At 51.4% G+C, this 20,510-nt stretch carries 21 protein-coding genes; all 21 read left to right on the top strand.

The genetic code is table 11. The annotated features are described in order from the left end of the window. Window positions 1-9 precede the first annotated feature (9 nt). Window positions 10-207, top strand: coding sequence for a 50S ribosomal protein L32 (gene rpmF / locus PHO67_05960; GenBank protein MDD5546680.1), 198 nt, complete (start codon window positions 10-12; stop codon window positions 205-207). Then, the gene (plsX, locus tag PHO67_05965) at window positions 204-1,196 is read left to right on the top strand and encodes a phosphate acyltransferase PlsX (protein ID MDD5546681.1); all 993 of its coding nucleotides are present in this window, start codon (window positions 204-206) and stop codon (window positions 1,194-1,196) included. The genes rpmF and plsX overlap by 4 nt, the downstream gene beginning before the upstream one ends. Further along, complete coding sequence (locus PHO67_05970) at window positions 1,193-2,206, top strand: ketoacyl-ACP synthase III (GenBank protein MDD5546682.1); 1,014 nt, start codon at window positions 1,193-1,195, stop codon at window positions 2,204-2,206. Before plsX ends, PHO67_05970 begins: the two co-directional genes overlap by 4 nt. After that, window positions 2,200-3,138: an ACP S-malonyltransferase gene (gene fabD / locus PHO67_05975; GenBank protein MDD5546683.1), complete on the top strand. Its 939-nt coding sequence runs from the start codon at window positions 2,200-2,202 to the stop codon at window positions 3,136-3,138. The genes PHO67_05970 and fabD overlap by 7 nt, the downstream gene beginning before the upstream one ends. Before the next feature lies 1 nt (window position 3,139). Continuing rightward, a complete protein-coding gene (fabG, locus tag PHO67_05980; GenBank protein ID MDD5546684.1) occupies window positions 3,140-3,880 on the top strand; it encodes a 3-oxoacyl-[acyl-carrier-protein] reductase in 741 nt (246 codons plus the stop codon). A 22-nt stretch (window positions 3,881-3,902) separates the two neighbouring features. After that, window positions 3,903-4,145, top strand: coding sequence for an acyl carrier protein (acpP, locus tag PHO67_05985; GenBank protein MDD5546685.1), 243 nt, complete (start codon window positions 3,903-3,905; stop codon window positions 4,143-4,145). Between the two features lie 30 nt (window positions 4,146-4,175). Then, window positions 4,176-5,423 (top strand): beta-ketoacyl-ACP synthase II, encoded by a 1,248-nt coding sequence (gene fabF / locus PHO67_05990; GenBank protein MDD5546686.1) that lies wholly within the window; start codon window positions 4,176-4,178, stop codon window positions 5,421-5,423. 21 nt (window positions 5,424-5,444) lie between these two features. Continuing rightward, the gene (locus tag PHO67_05995; GenBank protein MDD5546687.1) at window positions 5,445-6,599 is read left to right on the top strand and encodes an acyl-CoA dehydrogenase family protein; all 1,155 of its coding nucleotides are present in this window, start codon (window positions 5,445-5,447) and stop codon (window positions 6,597-6,599) included. 55 nt (window positions 6,600-6,654) lie between these two features. Further along, window positions 6,655-7,452, top strand: coding sequence for an electron transfer flavoprotein subunit beta/FixA family protein (locus PHO67_06000; GenBank protein MDD5546688.1), 798 nt, complete (start codon window positions 6,655-6,657; stop codon window positions 7,450-7,452). A gap of 1 nt (window position 7,453) precedes the next feature. Next, window positions 7,454-8,680 (top strand): electron transfer flavoprotein subunit alpha, encoded by a 1,227-nt coding sequence (locus PHO67_06005; protein MDD5546689.1) that lies wholly within the window; start codon window positions 7,454-7,456, stop codon window positions 8,678-8,680. 113 nt (window positions 8,681-8,793) lie between these two features. Beyond that, complete coding sequence (locus tag PHO67_06010; GenBank protein MDD5546690.1) at window positions 8,794-9,489, top strand: hypothetical protein; 696 nt, start codon at window positions 8,794-8,796, stop codon at window positions 9,487-9,489. Window positions 9,490-9,536: 47 nt separating this feature from the next. After that, the gene (locus PHO67_06015; GenBank protein MDD5546691.1) at window positions 9,537-11,942 is read left to right on the top strand and encodes a tetratricopeptide repeat protein; all 2,406 of its coding nucleotides are present in this window, start codon (window positions 9,537-9,539) and stop codon (window positions 11,940-11,942) included. Next, window positions 11,939-12,775 (top strand): tetratricopeptide repeat protein, encoded by an 837-nt coding sequence (locus PHO67_06020; protein MDD5546692.1) that lies wholly within the window; start codon window positions 11,939-11,941, stop codon window positions 12,773-12,775. The genes PHO67_06015 and PHO67_06020 overlap by 4 nt, the downstream gene beginning before the upstream one ends. Then, a complete protein-coding gene (locus PHO67_06025; protein ID MDD5546693.1) occupies window positions 12,765-13,499 on the top strand; it encodes a MotA/TolQ/ExbB proton channel family protein in 735 nt (244 codons plus the stop codon). Before PHO67_06020 ends, PHO67_06025 begins: the two co-directional genes overlap by 11 nt. Before the next feature lie 4 nt (window positions 13,500-13,503). Next, the gene (locus PHO67_06030) at window positions 13,504-13,914 is read left to right on the top strand and encodes a biopolymer transporter ExbD (protein ID MDD5546694.1); all 411 of its coding nucleotides are present in this window, start codon (window positions 13,504-13,506) and stop codon (window positions 13,912-13,914) included. A 9-nt stretch (window positions 13,915-13,923) separates the two neighbouring features. Beyond that, window positions 13,924-14,370 (top strand): biopolymer transporter ExbD, encoded by a 447-nt coding sequence (locus PHO67_06035; GenBank protein ID MDD5546695.1) that lies wholly within the window; start codon window positions 13,924-13,926, stop codon window positions 14,368-14,370. A 23-nt stretch (window positions 14,371-14,393) separates the two neighbouring features. Beyond that, window positions 14,394-15,509: a DUF4159 domain-containing protein gene (locus PHO67_06040; protein ID MDD5546696.1), complete on the top strand. Its 1,116-nt coding sequence runs from the start codon at window positions 14,394-14,396 to the stop codon at window positions 15,507-15,509. An 84-nt stretch (window positions 15,510-15,593) separates the two neighbouring features. Beyond that, window positions 15,594-16,127 (top strand): CvpA family protein, encoded by a 534-nt coding sequence (locus tag PHO67_06045; protein ID MDD5546697.1) that lies wholly within the window; start codon window positions 15,594-15,596, stop codon window positions 16,125-16,127. 36 nt (window positions 16,128-16,163) lie between these two features. Next, on the top strand, window positions 16,164-17,117 hold the full coding sequence (locus tag PHO67_06050) for an NGG1p interacting factor NIF3 (protein ID MDD5546698.1): 954 nt from the start codon (window positions 16,164-16,166) through the stop codon (window positions 17,115-17,117). A gap of 4 nt (window positions 17,118-17,121) precedes the next feature. Continuing rightward, entirely contained in the window at window positions 17,122-18,894 is a 1,773-nt protein-coding gene (dnaG, locus tag PHO67_06055; protein ID MDD5546699.1) for a DNA primase, read from the top strand. Next, window positions 18,867-20,510 (top strand): RNA polymerase sigma factor RpoD, encoded by a 1,644-nt coding sequence (gene rpoD / locus PHO67_06060; protein ID MDD5546700.1) that lies wholly within the window; start codon window positions 18,867-18,869, stop codon window positions 20,508-20,510. The genes dnaG and rpoD overlap by 28 nt, the downstream gene beginning before the upstream one ends.

Raw genomic sequence — 20,510 nt, forward strand, 5'->3', positions numbered from 1 at the left:
AGTAAATAAATGGCATTACCAAAAAGAAAACATTCCAAAATGAGGCGCGATAAATCGCGCACGCACCAAGTGCTGGCTACCCCCGAGGTCACTAAATGCCCGCAATGTTTCGCGCCCGTAAGACCGCATCAGATATGCCCGAGCTGCGGATACTATAAGGGGCGCAAGGTCATCAACATCAAGACTAAGGAAGTGAAGAAGAAATGAGGATAGCCGTTGACGGTATGGGAGGGGATTACGCGCCGAAGGTAGTAGTCGAGGGCGCGATCCTTGCCGCTACAGAATATGGTTTTGAGGTCGTGATAGTCGGAGACAAGGCAAGGATAGACGAGGAGCTTTCGAAGGCCGGCTCAGTCCCGACCGGAGTCACGGTACACCATGCCTCCGAAGTGATCGGGATGGACGAGCCCGGTGCGACAAGCGCGCGCAACAAGAAAGACTCTTCGATATGCGTAGCGACCGACCTGGTCAAAGAAGGCAAGGCCGACGCGGTCGTCTCAGCCGGCAATACGGCGGCTTTTGTCAGCGCCGCTATAATGTCGTTAAGGCGCCTTCCGGGCGTCGAGCGGCCCGGGATCGCGGTCCTGCTTCCTTCCATGAAAGGGCCGATCGTGATGATAGACTGCGGCGCGACGATAAATCCGGAACCCTCGCATCTCATGGGCTTCGGCCTTATGGGTGATGTCTATGTCAGGCATATATTGGGGAAGAAAAACCCGTCGATCGGGCTTTTGAATATAGGCGAGGAATCGAACAAGGGCCCGGATTTCCTGAAGGAGACTCACCTGCTGCTCGAATCGAGCAAGCTTAATTTCCAGGGCAACGCCGAAGGAAGGGATATATTCGCAGGGAAATTCGACGTAATCGTTTGCGACGGCTACACCGGCAATGTCGTCCTGAAAGTCGCCGAATCCATAGCCAGCACAATAGGCTCATTCATAAAAGACGAACTCAAGAGAGACCCGCTCAGGATACTCGGCGGGCTGCTTACCGCCTCGGCGTTCACGGCTGTCAAGAGGCAGATGGATTACGCCGAGCATGGCGGAGCGCCGTTACTCGGGGTCAACGGCATCTGCATCATAAGCCACGGTCGTTCTTCGGCGAAAGCCATAAAGAACGCGATCAGGGTGGCGGGCGCGTTCGTCGAACATCAAGTCAACCAGCATATCCTCGAGTCAGTCAAAAAAATTTCATGACACCAAAATCCAAAACAACAAAAAAACACACAGGGATAACCGCCGGGATCACCGGCCTGGGCGCTTATCTTCCCAAGAAGGTCCTGACCAACGCCGACCTCGAAAAGCTGGTCGATACCTCGGATGAGTGGATAAGGACGCGCACCGGCATATCCGAGCGCAGGATAGCCGACGAGAAAGAAGTTACGTCCGACCTGGCGGCCAACGCCGCGAGGATGGCATTGAAGGACGCAAAACTCGAGATCAAGGATGTGGAACTTATCATATTGGCGTCCATCTCCCCTGATATGCCTTTTCCCGCGACGAGCTGCATCGTCCAGGCGAAACTGGGCGCGGTAAACGCGGCCTGTTTCGATATCAACGCAGCGTGTTCCGGCTTTATACATGAATTGGCGATAGCCCAGCAGTTCGTCGAAAGCGGTATGTACAAGAACGTGCTCGTTATCGGCGCGGAATTGCTTTCGCGTTTTACGGACTGGAAGGACCGTAATACATGCGTCCTGTTCGGCGACGGCGCCGGGGCGGCGGTAATAGCGCCCGTAAGATCAGGAGGCATTATCTCTTCCTATCTGGGGGCCGACGGCACAAAGAGCCAGCTTTTGATGTGCCCGGCAGGCGGGTCGGTCCATCCGGCCTCGCACAAGACCGTCACCGAAGGCATGCATTTCCTTAAGATGCAGGGCAACGATGTATTCAAAAATGCGGTGCGCGTCATGACCGACGCGTGCTCAAAGGTCCTGCATAGGTCCGGGTTAACCGCGAAAGACATAGATTGCGTCATACCGCACCAGGCGAACATAAGGATAATAGAGGCGGTATTAGAGCGCGTGAAGATACCGATGGAGAAGGTCTTCGTGAATGTCGACAGGTACGGCAATATGTCGGCCGCTTCCGCTATCGTCGCCCTTTTCGAGGCGGTCAAGGAAGGCCGCGTCAAAAAAGGAGACAAGGTCCTTTTGGTGGCTTTCGGCAGCGGTTTCGTATGGGGCTCTTGCATAATAGAATGGTAGACTTCGCTCTAATCTTCCCCGGCCAGGGCGCCCAGTATGTCGGCATGGGCCGGGACTTATACCAACAGTTTCCCGCCGCTAAAGTCATATTCGAAAAAGCAAACTATATATTAGGTTTCGATATAACAAAACTCTGTTTCGAAGGGCCGAAGGAAGAATTGACGCGCACGGATATCTGCCAGCCGGCGATATTGACGGCGTCTATTGCGGCCCTGAGGGCGCTTGAATCGGCATCGCCGCTTTCCGGGCAGCTCCTCCCGAAAGCCGCGCTCGGGTTGAGCCTGGGGGAATACACGGCGCTTGTCGCCGCGGGCTCGCTCGCGTTCGAGGACGCGGTCGCGATCGTGAGGAAACGCGGGCAATTCATGGAAGAAGCTTCGCGCCGGAATCCCGGCATCATGGCCTCGGTAATAGGCCTTTCCCTCGAAGAGGCCAAAAAAGTATGCGCTGAGACAGGCGCGGAGATAGCCAACCTTAATTCCCCGGGCCAGATAGTCATCTCAGGGGCCAAAGAAAGGGTCGAGGCCGCCTCGAACCTCGCTAAAGAAAGGGGCGCCAGGAAGGTCATACCTCTCGATGTAAGCGGCGCCTTCCACTCTGGGCTGATGGAGCCTGCCGCCCAAAGATTAGAGGCGGAGGTGGGCAAGGTAGAGATAAGGACGCCGAAGATAAAAGTGGTCACGAACGTCAACGCGGGATACGAATCATCTGCCGATGAGATAAAAGCAAACCTGGTCGCGCAGGTCAAGTCATCGGTCCTTTGGGAGGATTCGATAAAGTTTTTGGCAGGCCAGGGTATTAAAAGATATATAGAAGTGGGGCCTGGCAAGGTCCTGGCAGGGCTTTTAAGAAGGATAGACCCGGCGCTCGAGTGCCTGAACGTAGAGACCGCGGCGGACGTCGCAGCAGTTAAAGAAGCGATAGGAGGCTGATATGATATTTAAGGACAGGGTGAGCCTGATAACCGGCGGCGCAAGGGGCATAGGCAAGGAGATAGCCCTGGCATTCGCCAAAGAGGGCTCGGACATCGTCATTTGTGATGTAAACCAGGAGGCGCTTAACGCCGCCAAGAAGGAGATAGAGGTTCTGGGCCGCAAGGCGGAGACTTTTGTCGTCGACGTCACAAGCCTCTCCCAGGTCGAGGATATGGTCAATAAGACGCTTGACAAATTTCAGAAAATCGATATACTGATTAACAACGCAGGCATAACCAGGGACGCCCTGATCGTGCGGATGAGCGAACAGGATTTCGACTCCGTAATCGCCGTAAACCTAAAGGGCACCTTCAATTGCACGAAGGCGCTTGCCAAGGTTATGATGAAGCAGAGGTACGGAAAGATAGTGTCGATCGCTTCGATAATCGGCATCATGGGCAACGCCGGACAGGCCAATTACGCGGCCTCGAAAGCCGGAATAATAGGGATAACAAAGAGCGTCGCAAAGGAACTGGCATCGAGGAACGTCAATGTCAACGCGATAGCTCCGGGCTTCATCGAAACGGACATGACTGCCAAGTTGCCTGAGAACGTCAAGTCCCAGATGTTGTCCTACATCCCTTTAAATAGATTCGGGAAGGCAAGCGACGTAGCGCAACTGGCTATGTTTTTGGCATCTGACGCGTCGTCATACATAACAGGACAGGTAATCAAGATTGACGGCGGAATGGTCATGTAGTCAACCCAAAAAGGAGGAGTACATGTCGGCTGTAGCGGATAAAGTAAGAGAGATCATAGCGAAACAATTAGGCGTAAAACTTGAAGAAGTCACCCCCCAGGCGACGTTCATCGACGACCTGGGCGCGGATTCGCTTGATACGGTAGAGATAGTAATGGCCCTCGAAGAGGAGTTCAAGGCCGAGATACCTGACGAAGACGCAGAGAAGATGAAGACCGTCGGCGAGGCCATCAAGTATATAGAAGAAAGGGCGGGCAAGGCCTAACCCCACAAGGGGGTAGTCCTTAAGTTTTTTATGGATAAGAGAAGAGTAGTCGTAACCGGCCTTGGTGCCGTCACGCCTGTCGGAAATTCCAAAGACGAATTGTGGAAATCCCTCCTAGCCGGTAAAAGCGGCGCAGGAAAGATAACCCATTTCGACCCCACGGGTTTTGATTCCCAGATCGCCTGCGAAGTCAAGAACTTCGACGCCTCCAGGTATATAACCACGGCTAAGGAGCTGAGGAGGATGGACCGCTTTGTGCAATTTGCGGTCTACGGCGCGAAGATGGCCATGGAGGACGCAGGCTTGGACATAACCAAGGAAGACCCGTACCGCATAGGGGTCCTTGTCGGTTCCGGCATCGGCGGATTAAAAGTCATCCAGGACCAGACCCTCGTGTGGAAGGAGAAGGGTCCCTCGAGGCTCGGCCCGCTCCTTATACCGATGCTTATCGTAAATATGGCCCCCGGACAGATCTCGATATCGTGCGGGATAAAAGGTCCAAATTCCTGCGTCGCCACGGCGTGCGCGACCGGGAACCATTCGATAGGCGAAGCGACCAGGCTTATCCAGCACGGCTACGCAGATATGATGATATGCGGAGGCACCGAAGCGGCTATCGTCGAGACGGGTGTGGGTGGTTTCTGCGCCCTTACGGCCCTCTCAAAGAGGAATGACGCGCCTGAAAAGGCGAGCAGGCCTTTCGATAAGGGCCGCGACGGGTTCGTGATGGGCGAAGGCAGCGGCATCGCTCTGCTGGAATCCCTAGAGCACGCGAAAAAACGCGGCGCGAAGATATATGCCGAGGTCGCCGGTTACGGGATGTGCGGTGACGCTTACCATATGACCGCGCCTGACCCGAACGGCGAGGGCGCAGCGATGTGCATGAAACTTGCCCTCCAGGACGGCGGTTTAAAGCTGGAAGACGTCTCTTATATAAACGCCCACGGCACATCGACCGAGTTGAACGATAAGATAGAAACGCTCGCCATAAAGAAATTATTCGGAAAGCAGGCATATAAGATCCCGGTCAGCTCCACCAAATCGATGACCGGGCATTGTCTGGGCGCGGCCGGAGGAATAGAGTTCATCGCCAGCGTTAAGGCCGTACAAGAGGATATAATCCCGCCCACTATAAATTACGAGACTCCGGATCCGGACTGCGATCTCGATTACGTCCCGAATAAGGCGAGAAGCGCCAAGGTGAACGTCGCCATATCGAACGCCTTTGGCTTCGGCGGGCACAACGCGTGCATCGCCGTAAAGAAATTCCTTCCGTAAAACACAATAAGGGGTGACAAGATGGATTATTTATTGACCGAACAGCAGGTAATGGTGCGTGACCTGGCGCGTAAGATCGCAAAAGAGAAGATAGCGCCTGTCGCCGCCGAGCACGACGAGAAAGAGACCTTCCCGTGGGATATAATGAAGGTCATGGCCGAGTCCGACCTCTGCGGCGTATATATAGAGGAGAAATACGGCGGGCTTGGCGGCGGCGCGATGGAACTTTGCCTCGTGACCGAGGAGCTCTCGCGCGCGTGCGGCGGCATCGCGATATGCTTCGCGGCGACCGCCCTCGGGACATATCCGATAATATTGTTCGGCAATGACGAGCAGAAACAAAAATATCTTCCTGACATAGCCAGCGGCAAGAAACTTGCCGCTTTTGCTTTGACCGAGGCAGGCGCCGGATCAGACGCGGGCGCCATCGCCACGACCGCCAGAAAAGAGGGCGATTACTACGTATTGAACGGCGTCAAGCAGTGGATAACCAACGGCGGAGAGGCGGAGATATATTCGGTCATCGCGATGACCGACAGGGAGAAGGGAGCGCGCGGCGCAAGCTTTTTCATAGTTGAAAAAGGCACCCCTGGTTTTGATTTCGGAAAGAAGGAGAAGAAACTCGGCATTCGCGCTTCGGCGACGCGCGAGCTCATATTCAATGAGTGCAAGGTCCATAAAGATAACCTGCTCGGGCGGGAGGGCATGGGTTTCATAGTCGCGATGAAGACTTTTGACAAGTCGCGCCCGGGTGTCGCGGCGCAGGCAGTCGGCATAGCGCAGGGCGCGCTGGACCACGCGGTCAAATATTCGCGCGAGCGCAAGCAGTTCGGCAAGACGATATCGTCGTTCCAGGGGCTCCAGTTCATGATCGCGGACATGGCTACCCAGATAGAGGCGGCGCGCTCTCTGACCTATGCCGTTGCGAGGATGGTAGATTCGGGAGCGAGGGATGTTTCGAAGGAATCCGCGATGGTGAAGTTATTCGCGTCGGATACCGCTATGAAGGTCACGACCGACGCGATCCAGGTACTCGGCGGTTACGGTTATATGCGCGATTACCCGGTAGAGAAGTACATGCGCGACGCTAAGATAACCCAGATTTACGAAGGCACCAACCAGATACAACGGAACATAATAGCGCTCGAAGTGCTGAAAGAACAATTGAGAAAATGAACCCCACGCATCTCTATATAATACAAGCGCTGAGAATGAAAGTAGGAGGTGTGGGGTGAACATAATCGTCTGCATAAAACAGGTCCCTGACACGCAGGATATAAGGATCAACCCCGAAACCAATACCCTGATGCGCGAGGGCGTGCAATCGATAGTAAATCCGTTCGATATGTACGCCATAGAAGAAGCGTTGAGGATAAAGGAGAAGCTCGGCGGCAAGATCACGGTCATCTGCATGGGCCCGCAGCAGGCGGATTCAGCGCTGCGCGAGGCGGTCTCTATGGGCGTCGACGAGATGGTCCTTATGTGCGACCGCGCCTTCGCCGGCTCCGACACATGGGCTACGAGCTACACCCTCGCGAAAGGCATCCAGAAACTCGGCAAGTTCGACCTTATAATCTGCGGAAAGCAGGCGATAGACGGCGACACGGCGCAGGTCGGGCCGGGGATAGCCGCTACCCTCGATATTCCGCAGGTCACATACGTAAAGAAGACGGAAGAGATAAAAGAGGATATGGCAAGGTTCGAGAAGATGACAGAGGAAGGATTCGAGGTCATCGAGACCCCGCTGCCATGCCTTATCACCGTCGTAAAAGAGATAAATATCCCGCGGCTTCCCTCGTTAAAAGGGAAGATACGCGCCAAACAGGCGCCGGTGACGACGCTGACGGCAAAAGATATCGACGCCGAACCGGAGAAGCTCGGGCTGAAGGGCTCTCCGACGGTCGTAAAGAAGGTGTTTACGCCGCCCAAGAGGACAGGCGGGCAGATCTTGCAGGGCGAGACGAATGAGGTCGTGGCTAAACTCGTCGAGGCGTTAAAAGACATGGTTGTCGCGGCGGGAAAAACATAAAATGGCAGAACAGAATAATTCCCAAGAATGTTCCATACGGATATTGCTGGATAAATGCACGGGATGCACCTTGTGCGTCAAGAGCTGCCCGTTCGGCGCGATAACCATGCAGGACAAGAAGGCCGTCATAGATTTCGGGAAGTGCACGCTCTGCGGCGCCTGCGTGGCTATATGCAAGTTCAAGGCGATAGAGCTTACCACCTGCAAGGTCGAGCCGAAGGCGGACCTTAGCGCTTACAAGGGCGTCTGGGTGTTCGCCGAGCAGAAGAAGGGCAATGTCCAGAGCGTCGTATATGAACTCCTCGGTAAAGGCCGGGAGCTCGCCAATGACCTAGGCACAGAGCTCGCCTGCATCCTGATAGGCGACGGGATGGAAGTCAAGGCCCAGGAGTTATTCTCCCGCGGCGCGGATAAGGTATATCTCGTCGAGGACCCGAAACTCAAGAATTACATGGACGAGCCTTATACCAATGTCATCGTCGAGCTCGTCAAGGAATTCAAGCCCGAAATACTTTTATACGGCGCGACCTCGATCGGCAGGTCGCTTGCCTCACGGGTGGCCGTAAAACTCTATACGGGCCTTACGGCCGACTGCACCGGGCTTGCTATCGACAAAGAAAAGAAATTGCTTTTACAGACCCGCCCGGCGTTCGGCGGGAATATCATGGCGACGATCGTCTGCGAGAATTACCGGCCGCAGATGTCGACGGTCCGCCACAAAGTCTTCAAGGAAGCCGTTGTCGACAAGGCCAGGACCGGCCAGGTAGTAAAGAAGAGCTATCCGGGAAACCTTTACGATTCCCGCACGAAATTACTGGAGATAAAAGAAGAGGAATCAACTACGGCGAACCTCACCGAGGCGAACATAATCGTCTCGGGCGGCAGGGGGCTCGGAAAACCGGAAAATTTCAAGATCATTGAAGACTTGGCGAAGGTATTGGGCGGGGCTGTCGGCGCCTCGCGCTCTGCCGTTGACGCCGAATGGATACCGTACTCGCACCAGGTGGGCCAGACAGGAAAGACCGTCTGCCCGAAGATATATTTCGCATGCGGCATATCCGGGCAGATACAGCATTTGGCCGGCATGTCGTCCTCGGATATCATCATCGCGATAAATAAAGACCCTCTAGCGCCGATATTTACAGTTGCCACCTACGGCATAGTAGGCGACTTAAACGAGGTCGTCCCGGCACTTACACAGAAATTCAAGGAAGTCCTGAAGAAATAATCCCAGAATAGGCCGAAATGGACAACTAGTAAGAATAATGCCCTCGTGGGCAATTTTTTTTGCCTTTATTTTTCCCCTTTTGTGTGGTATATTTAGACAGATAGGAGGTGAAGATGCAAAAGAGTTATTTTAAGGTATTTTTAATTACCTTGTATTGTCTTTCTTTTTTTCTCTCCTCCTCCTCCGCAGAGAACCTTGTCCTAAATGGCAGTTTCGAAGAGACCTTGGATAACAAAAATCCCGGCGCGGCCGGAGATTACGACGCTATCCGATATTGGTTAAGATGGTTTCATCAAAACAGCGAGCGTTCGGAACTGGCAGCGCATAGCGGCAGGTACTCGTTTAAGGCTTGGGCGATCGGCGGTATATTCCAAAATTTTGCGGCACCGATAGAAAAAGGGAAGACCTACCAGATCAATTGTTATATGTACACCCCGGGCAAAGACCGCCTTAAAGGCGCTTCTTACGGTCTAGTAAAATTAGAATGGCTGAATGCGGACGGGATCGTGTTGAATGACCTGACGGTCCGGAGCCCGCATTTTGATAGTAATATGTCGCCTGATACCTGGCATCTGATGTCCGTCCAAGGAGTTGCCCCGGAAAATGCGGTAAATGGACGCGTATCTTTAGAATTTGTAGCCGCTCAGAAAAGCTCGGGCGTGATATTATGGGACGATGTGGAAGCGGGTATCCCCGGCGGGGGAATAACACAATCGAAAGTCTCTAAAGAGGAAGTTAAGAAGGAAGAGGCGCCGAAAGAAGTGACGCCAAAAGAAAAAGAGGATGGAACTATCGATTGGGAATGGTAAAATTCTTTTTATCTGCGATATTGATTTTTTTCACTATATTCAGTTCCATGAATTCAGCAGGCGCCGAAACAGACAGCGAGTTATTTTCCCGAGGAGAAAAATCTTTAAATAACGGCGAATTCGACGGCGCTGTTAAAACTTTCCAGATCTTAATAAATAAATATCCTTACAGCAAATTTCTCCCGTATGCCATTTACGACCAGGCCTTCGCTTTTTTGGAAACCGGCGAATACCAGCGGGCAGAAGAGAATTTTAAGAGGATCAACAAAGACTTTTCATATTTGAAAGATTTGATGCCGAAAGTCCAGTTTGGATTGGCGGAATGTTATTTAAGGATGGGAAAAGATGATCTGGCGGATTCATTCTATAGCGCCTCATTGTCTAAAGACCGGTCCAGGGTCCCCGATGTGATCTTTAGCAAGGCATGCGTTTATTACAAGCGGGATAAGCTGGATTTAGCGGCGACATTTTTTAAAAAAATGATCGAAGGTTATCCGGCCGATCCAAGGGCCTTGGACGCCAAATTCATGCTGGCCAGTATCTATAAAGAGCAGGGAAAATATAAAAAGGCGGTGGATACTTTCAAAACGATCCCCAAGGACTCAAGGATGGGAAACGACGCATGTTTTAAACTGGGCGAGATCGCGTTTAAGGTCAAGAATTATCCCAAGGCGGTGGAATTTTTCCGCAATGTAAGACCCAAGAGCGAGATTTTCGGGGAAAAAACAAATTTGGAAGAACTCGCCCGGTACCAAATGGGGCTGGCTTATTATGAACTGGGCAAAATATACGAGACGCGGATAGTATGCGAGGATTTCCTGGAAAGATATCCCGGAAGCGAGTCGATAAAAGACGTGCGCCACCTGTTGGTCATCGCTTATTTAAAACAAAAAAAGGTTGACGAGGCGGTCCAGGCATTTAAAGATTACGCGCGCCTTGACCCGAAAGGGGCGCAAAAACTTGATGTAAATTTCTTCATAGGAGAATCCTTTTACGAAAGGGGAGAATACAAAGAGGCGATAGGATTTTATAAAAAGCAGCTTGCGGAATCCAAAGACGCCGGGTCTATCGAAAAGAATCTATCTAGATTAGGGGAATGCTACTTTAGCCTTAATGACTACGCTAAGGCGGAAGAGGCCTATAAGGAATATCTAAAAACGTATCCGAACGGGCCGTCAGCGCCGCAATTCGCTTTTAGGTTGGCGTATGTCTTCGCGACCCAGAATAATTATGCCTCAGCGCTGAAGCTCTATAAGATGATCGAAGAGAAGTTCCCTAAGTTGGAGTATATAGATAATGTGATCTATAATATAGGGTGGTGTTATTCCAAATCGGGAGAGCCCGGTGAAGCGCTAACCTATTTTAAAAAATTCATAGAGAGCTATCCGGAAAACAAATTGGCGCCGGCCGCTACGTATGAGATCGGGAATATATATTTTAATAACAGGCAATACGCCCAAGCCGCCGAGTATTATAAGCAACTGGTCGAGAGATATCCCCAAAGCGAAACAATAGAAGCTGCTTCGTACCGGCTCAGCGTAAGTTATCTCTATTCCGCAAAACGGGAGGAGGCGCTGAACGAACTGGTAATTTTCCTGGATAAGAACCCGACCAGTCCTTTAGCCATTGAAGTCATAGGCAGGATCTACGATATCTATTTGAGCCAGAAGAAATACAGGGAAGGGATCGCGGCTTTTGAGGAATTAGCGAAAAAACATTCCCAGCAAAAGGCCATCTTGGCGGAATTATACAGTTGCCTTGCAGACCTGTACCTTATTTCCGGAAATTCGCCGGATGCCGCCAAGACCGTGCAGAAATTACTGTCGTCATATGACGGTTTTTCCGATACTCCTCCCTCAGGAAATGCCGCTTATATTATCGGCCAAGTCCTGGTCAAAGGGAATAATGGACCGGAAGCCGTTAAATTTTACAGCGATATATTGGCCAAATATAAAGATGATGCGCTTACCGAAGTGTCTTTATTCGGGAGGGGCCAAGCCTACCTGAAATTAAAGTCATGGCGGGATGCGATCGGAGATTTCAGCGAATTAATATCCAGATATCCAGATACAAAATACGCAAGCAGGGCCAAATTAGGGATCGCGAATTCCTATTATAATCGCGATATCCTCAGCGAAGCGATCAAATATTATAAAGATGTCGTAGATAATTACAAGGACGAGACGACCGTTGAGGCCCTCTTTAAATTAGGCGACAGCTATTTTTTGCAAAAGAAATATGCCGAGGCCTTACCGAGCTTCCAGCGCGTTGCTATACTATATTCGAATCGCGAAGAATTGGCCGCCGAGTCCCTCTTTAAGGCCGGAGAATGCCAGGAAAAACTGGAAAACAGGCAGGAAGCAAGAGCTTTATACGAGAAACTCGCAGCCAATTACCCTAAAACCGAAGAAGCGAAAAAGGCGCGGGAAAGGTTAAAGGCGATAAAGCGATGACAGCCAAGAAATTCGGGTTGCTTTTTAAGCTCTTATTTGCCTGCTTTTTATTCAGGTGCGCTTTATCTTTTGCGCAGGACGAGATCATATTAAAGAACGGAAACGTTATAAGAGGTTCTATATTAAAGACAGACAGGTCCGGATTAAGCATAGAGGTTTCCGGACAAAAAGCGGTCATAATCGTGCCGTTAACGAATATAGACAGGTTCACGATAGAGGCGCCGGATTTTTTCCGTACGGCGCAGGATTATTATCTCGCTAAAAAATATGAACAAGCTTACCCGCTTTATTTAAATACTATTCAAAAATACGGAGGATTAAGCTGGGGCGAGGAGGCTTATTTTAAGGCGGCCGATTGCCAGGTAAAAATGGGAGATGGCCCCAAAGCGATAGAACTGTATAATAGCTACATCGGCGATTATCCGGACGCCAAATCGGTAAATAAGGCCAGGATGAACTTAGCGGCTCTTTTATCCGGAAAGGGCGATCATGACAATGCGATCAAGATCTACGACGCGGTGATACGCTCAAAAGACGAATCAAACCGTCCTGATGCCTATTACGGAAGCGCAGAATCCTATTTTGCCCAAGGCGCATACGAGCAGGCTTTGGTCAATTATCTTAGGGTAGAGGTGCTTTATTATGATAGAAGCGATCTAGTCGCGAACGCTAAATTTAAAAGCGGAGAGTGTTATGAGAAATTAGGTGAAGACGAAAAGGCGCTGGTAACTTACAGGGAGATAATAGCCGGATTTCCTAAAAGCGATTTCGCCAAAAAATCGAAGGCTAAACTGGAGAAGCTAGAAAAAGGGAGGAAGAAAGATGCTACGTAAAGATGCGGTGCGAACGGTTGGGTTTATTATGGCGTCGGTAATAATCTTATTTTCATTTGCTGTTTTTGCTCAGGAAGTCGCGGTCCCTGCGGCGACAAAAGGAATGACATTTTGGCAGATATGCGTTGCCGGCGGTTGGACCATGATCTTCATCGGCTTATGCTCCATACTCGGCATGGCCCTGATAATCGACCTATTCATCTCGTTGCGTAAATCCGTCATGATGCCGGCCGATTATCTGATGGCGGTCAAGACTTCGATAAAGAACGGGGATATGCAGGGGGCGACAAATCTAGGCAGCCTCAGGAAAGGTTTCCTGGTCAACGTCGTCCAGGCAGGTATAGATAAAAGCGGCCATGAACTACAGATCATCCAGGACTCGATGACCATAGTAGGCGGCAAGGAAGCTACGGGCCTTCAGCAGAAGATCGGCTATCTTTCATCGATAGGAACGATATCCCCGATGCTCGGGCTTCTCGGTACGGTCTTAGGTATGATCCAGTCATTTAACGTTATCGCCTTTGAGGCAGGTTTGGGTAAACCGACACTATTGGCCGCCGGCGTGTCCCAGGCCTTGATCACGACCGCCTTCGGGTTGATCGTCGGTATCCCGGTAATGGCTTTCTTTTTCTACTTCCGTAATAAGGCCCAGGAGATAACCACCGACATAGAGATCACCGCCGGAGAGATAGCGCTGATGCTTGCCGGAAAATCAAAGGGATAAGGGAATGAGATTCCTTAGGCAGAAAATCGAAGAACCGGGGTTCCAGATGGCACCGATGATCGACTGCGTATTCCTGTTGCTGATATTCTTCATGTCCGTATCCACTTTCCACCAATTGGAATCGGTGGAGGGGATAAATTTGCCGGTCGCGGACCAATCCCGGGCCGTCGAAGACGCGGCTCCGAAACTTTCCGTAAACATAAAAAGCGACGGGGCGATAGTCATGAACCAGAATATATACGAGCCTGAACAACTCGCGAAAATATTGTCCGGAACCGGAATAAAACAAACGATCGTAATAAGGGCGGATAAAACTGTCCCGCACGGCAGGGTCCTTGATGTTTTAAGCGCCTGCGCCGCGGCCGGGATCTGGGATATATCGTTCGCTACATTTCAGGAAGAGCCAAAAAAATGAGGCGGAAAGATGAGATTTTTTAAGGGAGGCAACGAAGAGCCGGGGTTCCAGATGGCCCCTATGATCGATTGTGTATTCCTACTGTTGATATTCTTCATGTCCGCCTCCAGTTTTAACGCACCCGAGGCCCAGCTGAACATAGATCTGCCGGCGGTGTCGAGCAAGACACAGGCAAAGATCGGGGAAGATGTAGTAGTAAATGTCCTGTCGGATGGCAGTGTGATGGTGAATGACAAACAATACGGCGGCCCGGGATCAAAGGACCTTCCCGAATTGGTGGGTATGTTGACCGATCTGACCAAGATATTCGAAACACAGCCGGTCATAATATTCGCCGACCCGGATGTTTCGCATGAAAGGGTAGTAGATGTTTTAAACGCTTGCGCCGCAGCGAAGATTAAGTCAGTATCTTTTCTTGTTCCCGAAGAGACAATTTTAAGGATCGGCAACAAATAAAAAGAGCAAAGCGAGGAATGTTAATGCTTAAAGAGATAAAAAAATCCAGAAGTTACGTGTTGGCGTTATGTGTGCATATAGTGATATTGCTGATCATAGGAAATATTCTGATAATGAAGCCCCAGGTAAGACAGGCGTTCTTTGAGGGAAAAATACTATCTTCAAAAGATGTTAATTTTCAGCGGGCTAAGTTCAAACCGGAAGTAAAACTGCCGCAGGAGGCGGCTACTTCGCCGACGAAAGAAATAACCACGCCGGAACAAAAACCCCTCGCGGTCGATAGGCCTCTCGAGCTCCCGGCTCCGGCTATTGCCAAAACCCCTGAATTGGTGCCCGGGGAGATGAAAATAGGGGAACGCAAGGAGGTGATATCCGCAAAACCCTCCCGCGCGTCGTTAGATTTTTCCTCAAAGGCCCGGGTAACCGGAAGCGGCGGTTCGATAAAAGGCACTTTCACCTTTCCTATCTCTACCTACTCCGATTGGGATAACGACCCTTCGACGATCCCGAACTTAATGAACGAGTTCGGCAGGAGGACGAAAGTCAAAGTTTCCATCGACCAGCAGCCCATCAATTTCGGGAATAAGGAAAAGATTTTTCAATACCCGTTGATATATATGAATGGTCATCAAAGTTTTAGTTTTACACAGGATGATGCGGATACCATCCGTGAGTATCTTAAGCGCGGCGGCTTTTTATTCATTGTAAACGATAATGCGAAAGGCGGAGCTTTCGAAGACTCGCTTTACAAAGAGATGAAAAAGATCCTCCCCGGTTCTGAGTTTCAAAAAGTCCCGATGAGCCACCCGATATATCATATTTTTTATGATTTTAAAGGCGATAGGCTGCCGGATGGTTTATATAAAAATTTACCGCCGGAAGGGTACGCGATTTATTACGGCGATAGAATGGTCGTTTATTATCTGGCGACCGGAGACGTTTGCGATGGTTGGACAGAAGCGGAAGGATCCAGATGGCCAGGAACAAGATACATCCCGACCCAAAGTCATAATTTCGGAAAGCTTTCTAATCAAGGCCCCGGTATCGGTTCCGGAGAAGGTGCCGGAGAAGAGGGAATAGAAAATTCCTTCAAGATAGGAGTAAACGTTCTTGTTTATATCCTTTCGAATATGCCATAATTAAAGAAATTAAAGCGATTTTCCCCGCCTTGACAATTCTAACCCTATGTGATATACTTGGTTACAAATATCAGGAGAATTATCTTGCCAGAAGTTTTCCAGCGTATCAATTGGGTCGATGTCCTGATCGTAATTCTTTTATTTAGAACGAGTTATATTGGAGCGCGTAACGGACTTTCCGAAGAGCTCTTCAGGATAATAGGCGTCTTGATGGGCCTCTTTTTTTCGATCAAGTTCTATTCCTTGATCGGAAGCCGCATTAATTCCACCATGGCCCTTCCGCAGGAATATGTCGACGGCGCAACTTTTTTAATACTAATTTTACTGTCTATGTTAAGTTTGAAATTAGTAAGCCTTGGCTTGACCAAGATAGTTAAGTTGGCTTTCGCCGACAAGATAGATAAATGGGGCGGGTTCCTGGCGGGTTTATTCCGGGGCGCGGTCCTGATGAGCCTGCTGTTCATGTTCTTCAGCATCATCCAGGCCGATTACCTGGTAAAGTCGGTCGAGGAGCGTTCCCTGACAGGTCCCTACGTAGCGAAGATAGCGCCCAACGTATATCAGGTCGTAGCGAGGACTTCCCCGGAAATCGTAAAAGCTCTTCCGAAGGTGAAGTAAGCAACTCATTTTTCGATAAGACCACAGGAGGGTAAATTGAAGTTATCTAAATTATATGATTTCGCGGTAAAGGAAGGTATGGCCGCCGACCCGCGCGGCAAGGAAGCGATCGCGAAAGCGCTCGCCAGGGTCAGGAAAGAATACGAGTCGCTTAAGGAGAAGGACAAAGAATTTTTCGATAAGGAAAAACTTACCAATCCCTACGCGGACACGCGCGTATTGAACGGCGCGGGTTCGGCAGAGATAAAGAAAGCGCTCGTCGGAGTGGATATGGAAGTGGGCGAGGTCCTGCTTGCCGACAGGTTGAGGGAAAAGGGAAGGAAGATAGACCTCATACTCTCGCATCATCCCGAGGGGAGCGCGTTGGCCAATTTTTACGAAGTGATGAACATGCAGCCGGATATCTGGTACAAATTCGGCATTCCCATAAATACCGCCGAAGGGCTCATGAGGGACAGGATAAAGGAAGTCGAGCGCCGTGTATTAGCCGGGAACCACACGAGGGCGGTCGACGCCGCGAAACTCCTCGGGATCCCTATGATGTGCATCCATACGCCGGCCGATAACCATGTCACAAGCTATCTCCAGAAGATCTTTGACAGCAAAAAACCCGAAGCATTGGCCGAAGTGGTCGAGATATTGAGGGAGATACCGGAATACAGGAACGCGGCGAAACGCAACGCCGGTCCGAAGATACTTTTCGGCGAGCCGAGGAACAGGCCGGGCAGGATATTCGTGGATATGACCGGCGGGACCGAGGGGCCGAAGGATATGTTCGAGAAGCTCGAGGCCGCAGGCGTCGGGACGATAATCTGCATGCACCTCGGAGAAGATCATTTCAAGAATGTCCAGAAGGGCCACCTGAATATCGTGATAGCCGGGCATATCTCAAGCGATAACCTCGGCTTGAACCTCCTTTTCGACAAGGTCGCGAAAGAGGATAAGATCGAGTTCATCGGCTGTTCGGGATTCGAAAGGATAAGCCGTTAGCGTAATGGCGTTCTCGGAACAGGTCTTAGAAGAGATACAAAGCAAAGCCGATATAGTCGAGATAGTCGGGAGTTACATCCCGTTAAGGCGCGCCGGAAGGAACTATAAGGCGAACTGCCCTTTCCATAAAGAGAAGACCCCGTCCTTTATGGTCAGCCCCTCGAAACAGATATTCCATTGCTTCGGATGCGGAGCCGGAGGCAACGTCTTCGGTTTCGTGATGAAGATGGAGAATATAGACTTCCCGGAAGCGGTCAGGACGATCGCGGAAAAGGCGGGCGTAGAATTGCCGCGTTTTACCCGGGCACAGTTTGAGACGAGCGGATACGCCCTCCAGATATATAAGCTGAACGAATTGGCGGCCTCTTTTTACTCGTCGATGCTTTCAGGGACCGATGCCGGCAGGCGCGCCGCCTCTTACCTCAAGGAACGCGGCGTAAGCGATGAGGTTATCGCGAAGGCCAAGCTGGGATTCGCGCCTGACGACTGGAGCGGCCTCATAAATTTCGCGAAGAGCAAAGGGGTAAGCATTGAGCTTCTTGAGCGCGCCGGTCTGGTCATGCCGCGCGAAGGCGGCGGCCATTACGACAGGTTCCGTAACAAGATAATGTTCCCGATCTTCGACATCAAGAACAGGGTCGTGGCGTTCGGGGCGAGGGTGCTGGACGATTCGACCCCGAAATACATAAATTCCCCGGAGACGGAAGTATATATAAAAAGCAGGCATCTCTACGGGTTTAATTTTTCGATACAGGCGGTAAAGGAGAAGGATTTCTGCATAATAGTTGAGGGTTATCTCGATTTCCTGGTCCCGTACCAGAACGGGATCACGAACATAGCCGCCTCGCTCGGCACCAGCCTTACCGAACTCCAGGCGAGGCTGATAAAGAGATACACCAAGAACGTCGTCATGCTCTACGACGGCGATTCGGCCGGGGAAGCGGCATCGCTGCGCGGCCTCGATATATTCCTGCAGGAGGGGATGCAGGTCAGGGTCGCGACGCTGCCGAAGGGCTGCGACCCGGACTCGTTCGTGAGAAGCAAGGGCGCCGGGGAGTTCGATTCACTGATAGCCGGAGCCGCGGACCTTTTTGATTATAAATTGGGTGTCCTCTCCGCTAGATACGACGCGAAGAGATCGTCGGATAAGGCGAAGATGTGCGCCGAGATGCTGCCGACGATCGCGAAAGTGGCCGATGCGGTCCTGAAATCCGAATATGTGAAAAGGCTCGGCGAGAGGCTGCAGGTGAGCGAAGGGGCGTTGCTTTCGGAGTTGAAAAAGGTCAGGCCTGACCGTGAATATGAGCCTTCGGAAGAGTTCTCTTCATCGTCCGGGAAGTCTAAGGCGGCGATGGCTGAGAAGATAATAATAGGGCTAATGCTCGACGACCCCGGTACGATCGCCCAGGTAAAGGAAACTTTGAAGCCCGAAGATTTCACTGACGAGGGGACGCGGAAAATAGCGGAAGAGATCTTCAGTTCATACGGGGACGGCAAATCTTTCAAGCCGGCCCAGTTGATAAATAAACTAGCGGAGACCGACCTGACCATGCTTATAGCTGAAGCTACGAGCCTTACGGACGATATAAAAGACAAGCCCAAGAACCTCGCGGATTGCATAAGATGGATGAGGTGCAATAACTCGAAGTCGAGGCTCTCGGAACTGCAGAATTTGATAAAGGCAGCGCAGATGATGGGCGACGAGAAACGGGTCACCCAGCTGGTCGCGGAATACAGCGGCCTGGTAAAATGCCAAAAGGATTTCGCAAGGAGATGAAGGCCGTGAAGAAGACGACTAAGAAGACAGCGAAGAAGGCCGATATAAGGAAAAGGATAAAAGGCCTCGAGAAGCTTATAGCGCTCGGCAAGGAGAAAGGGCACCTCACTTTCGAGGAGGTCAATAACCTGCTGCCGGAAGAGGTCACTTCGTCCGAGGACATCGACGAGATCTTTGCCGTTCTCGACAAGGAGAAGATCGAGATAATCGACGCCGACGAGGAGAAGGAGCTCAAAGAGGAAGGCCTCGAGGAAGAGGAGGAGAAGGTCCATAAGCCGGAACCCGAGGCGGAAGAGATCCCTCGCATGGCCCAGATGGAAGACCCTGTCCGCATGTACCTCAAACAGATGGGGCAGATCTCTCTTTTGACGCGCGAGCAGGAATTGGAACTTGCCAAGAAGATCAAGGAAGCCGAGATGCGGTTCAGGGAGGCGGTCTTCGAATGCTGTTTCTGCAGGAAAGAGGTCCTGCGGCTCGTCAACGATATCCTCGCCAGGCAGGTCAATATAGACGAGGTCGTGGATATAGACCCTACCGACAAGATCGAGAAGGTGGTAAAGAAGATCCAGCGGCTGATGAAGAGGCTGCGCGGCGCGAAAAAGACCACCAACCTCGTCCCGCTTTTGATGGAATTCAGGTTCTCGACCTCGGTCGTGGAAGACCTCGCCGCGAAGATGAAGTACCTGCTGTATGAGATAGAGAAGATCGACAGGGATGTCATTAGGTTGAGCGGCAAGGGTTCGCGCGGCCAGATATCCGGGCTCAAGGAGAGGAAGCGTCAGGTAATAAGGGATTTCGGCGAGCCGCTGCTCAGGATAAAGGACCGCATAGCGTATATAAGGAGGCGCGAGAGGCAGTTCGAGAGCGCGCAGAAGAAACTCGTCGAGGCCAATTTAAGGCTTGTTGTTTCGATCGCGAAGAAATACACGAACAGGGGGCTCTCGTTCCTCGACCTCATCCAGGAGGGCAATATCGGGCTCATGCGCGCGGTCGATAAGTTCGAATACGAGAGGGGATATAAATTTTCCACATACGCCACATGGTGGATAAGGCAGGCGATCACGCGCGCGATCGCCGACCAAGCGCGCACCATCCGCATCCCGGTCCATATGACCGAGACGATAAACAAGCTCATCCGCGTATCGCGCAACCTGGTGCAGGAGACCGGCCGCGAGCCGTTGCCTGAAGAGATCGCGCATTCGATGAGAATGGCTACTGAGAAGGTCCGCGGCATTTTAAAGATAGCGCAGGAGCCGATATCACTGCAGACGCCTGTCGGCGACGAGGGCGACACGCACTTCGGGGATTTCATAGAAGACAAGAGGGCTATATCGCCGGCTAACGCGACCGCTTATTCGATGCTGAAGGAACAGCTCGAGGATGTCCTGACGACGCTCACCGAAAGGGAGAAGAAGGTCCTGAAGCTCCGTTTCGGGATAGGCGACGGCTGCCCGCGCACCCTCGAAGAAGTGGGTTCGATATTCAACGTCACTCGCGAGAGGGTAAGGCAGATAGAGGCGAAGGCGCTGCGCAAATTACGCCATCCTATACGTTCCAAGAAACTCAAGACCTTCCTCGAAATGGGCCTTGGTCTGGGTGAAGAGAATACCACGTAA

This window comes from Candidatus Omnitrophota bacterium (genome assembly GCA_028716565.1).
Classification (GTDB): Bacteria; Omnitrophota; Gorgyraeia; order Pluralincolimonadales; family Pluralincolimonadaceae; genus Pluralincolimonas.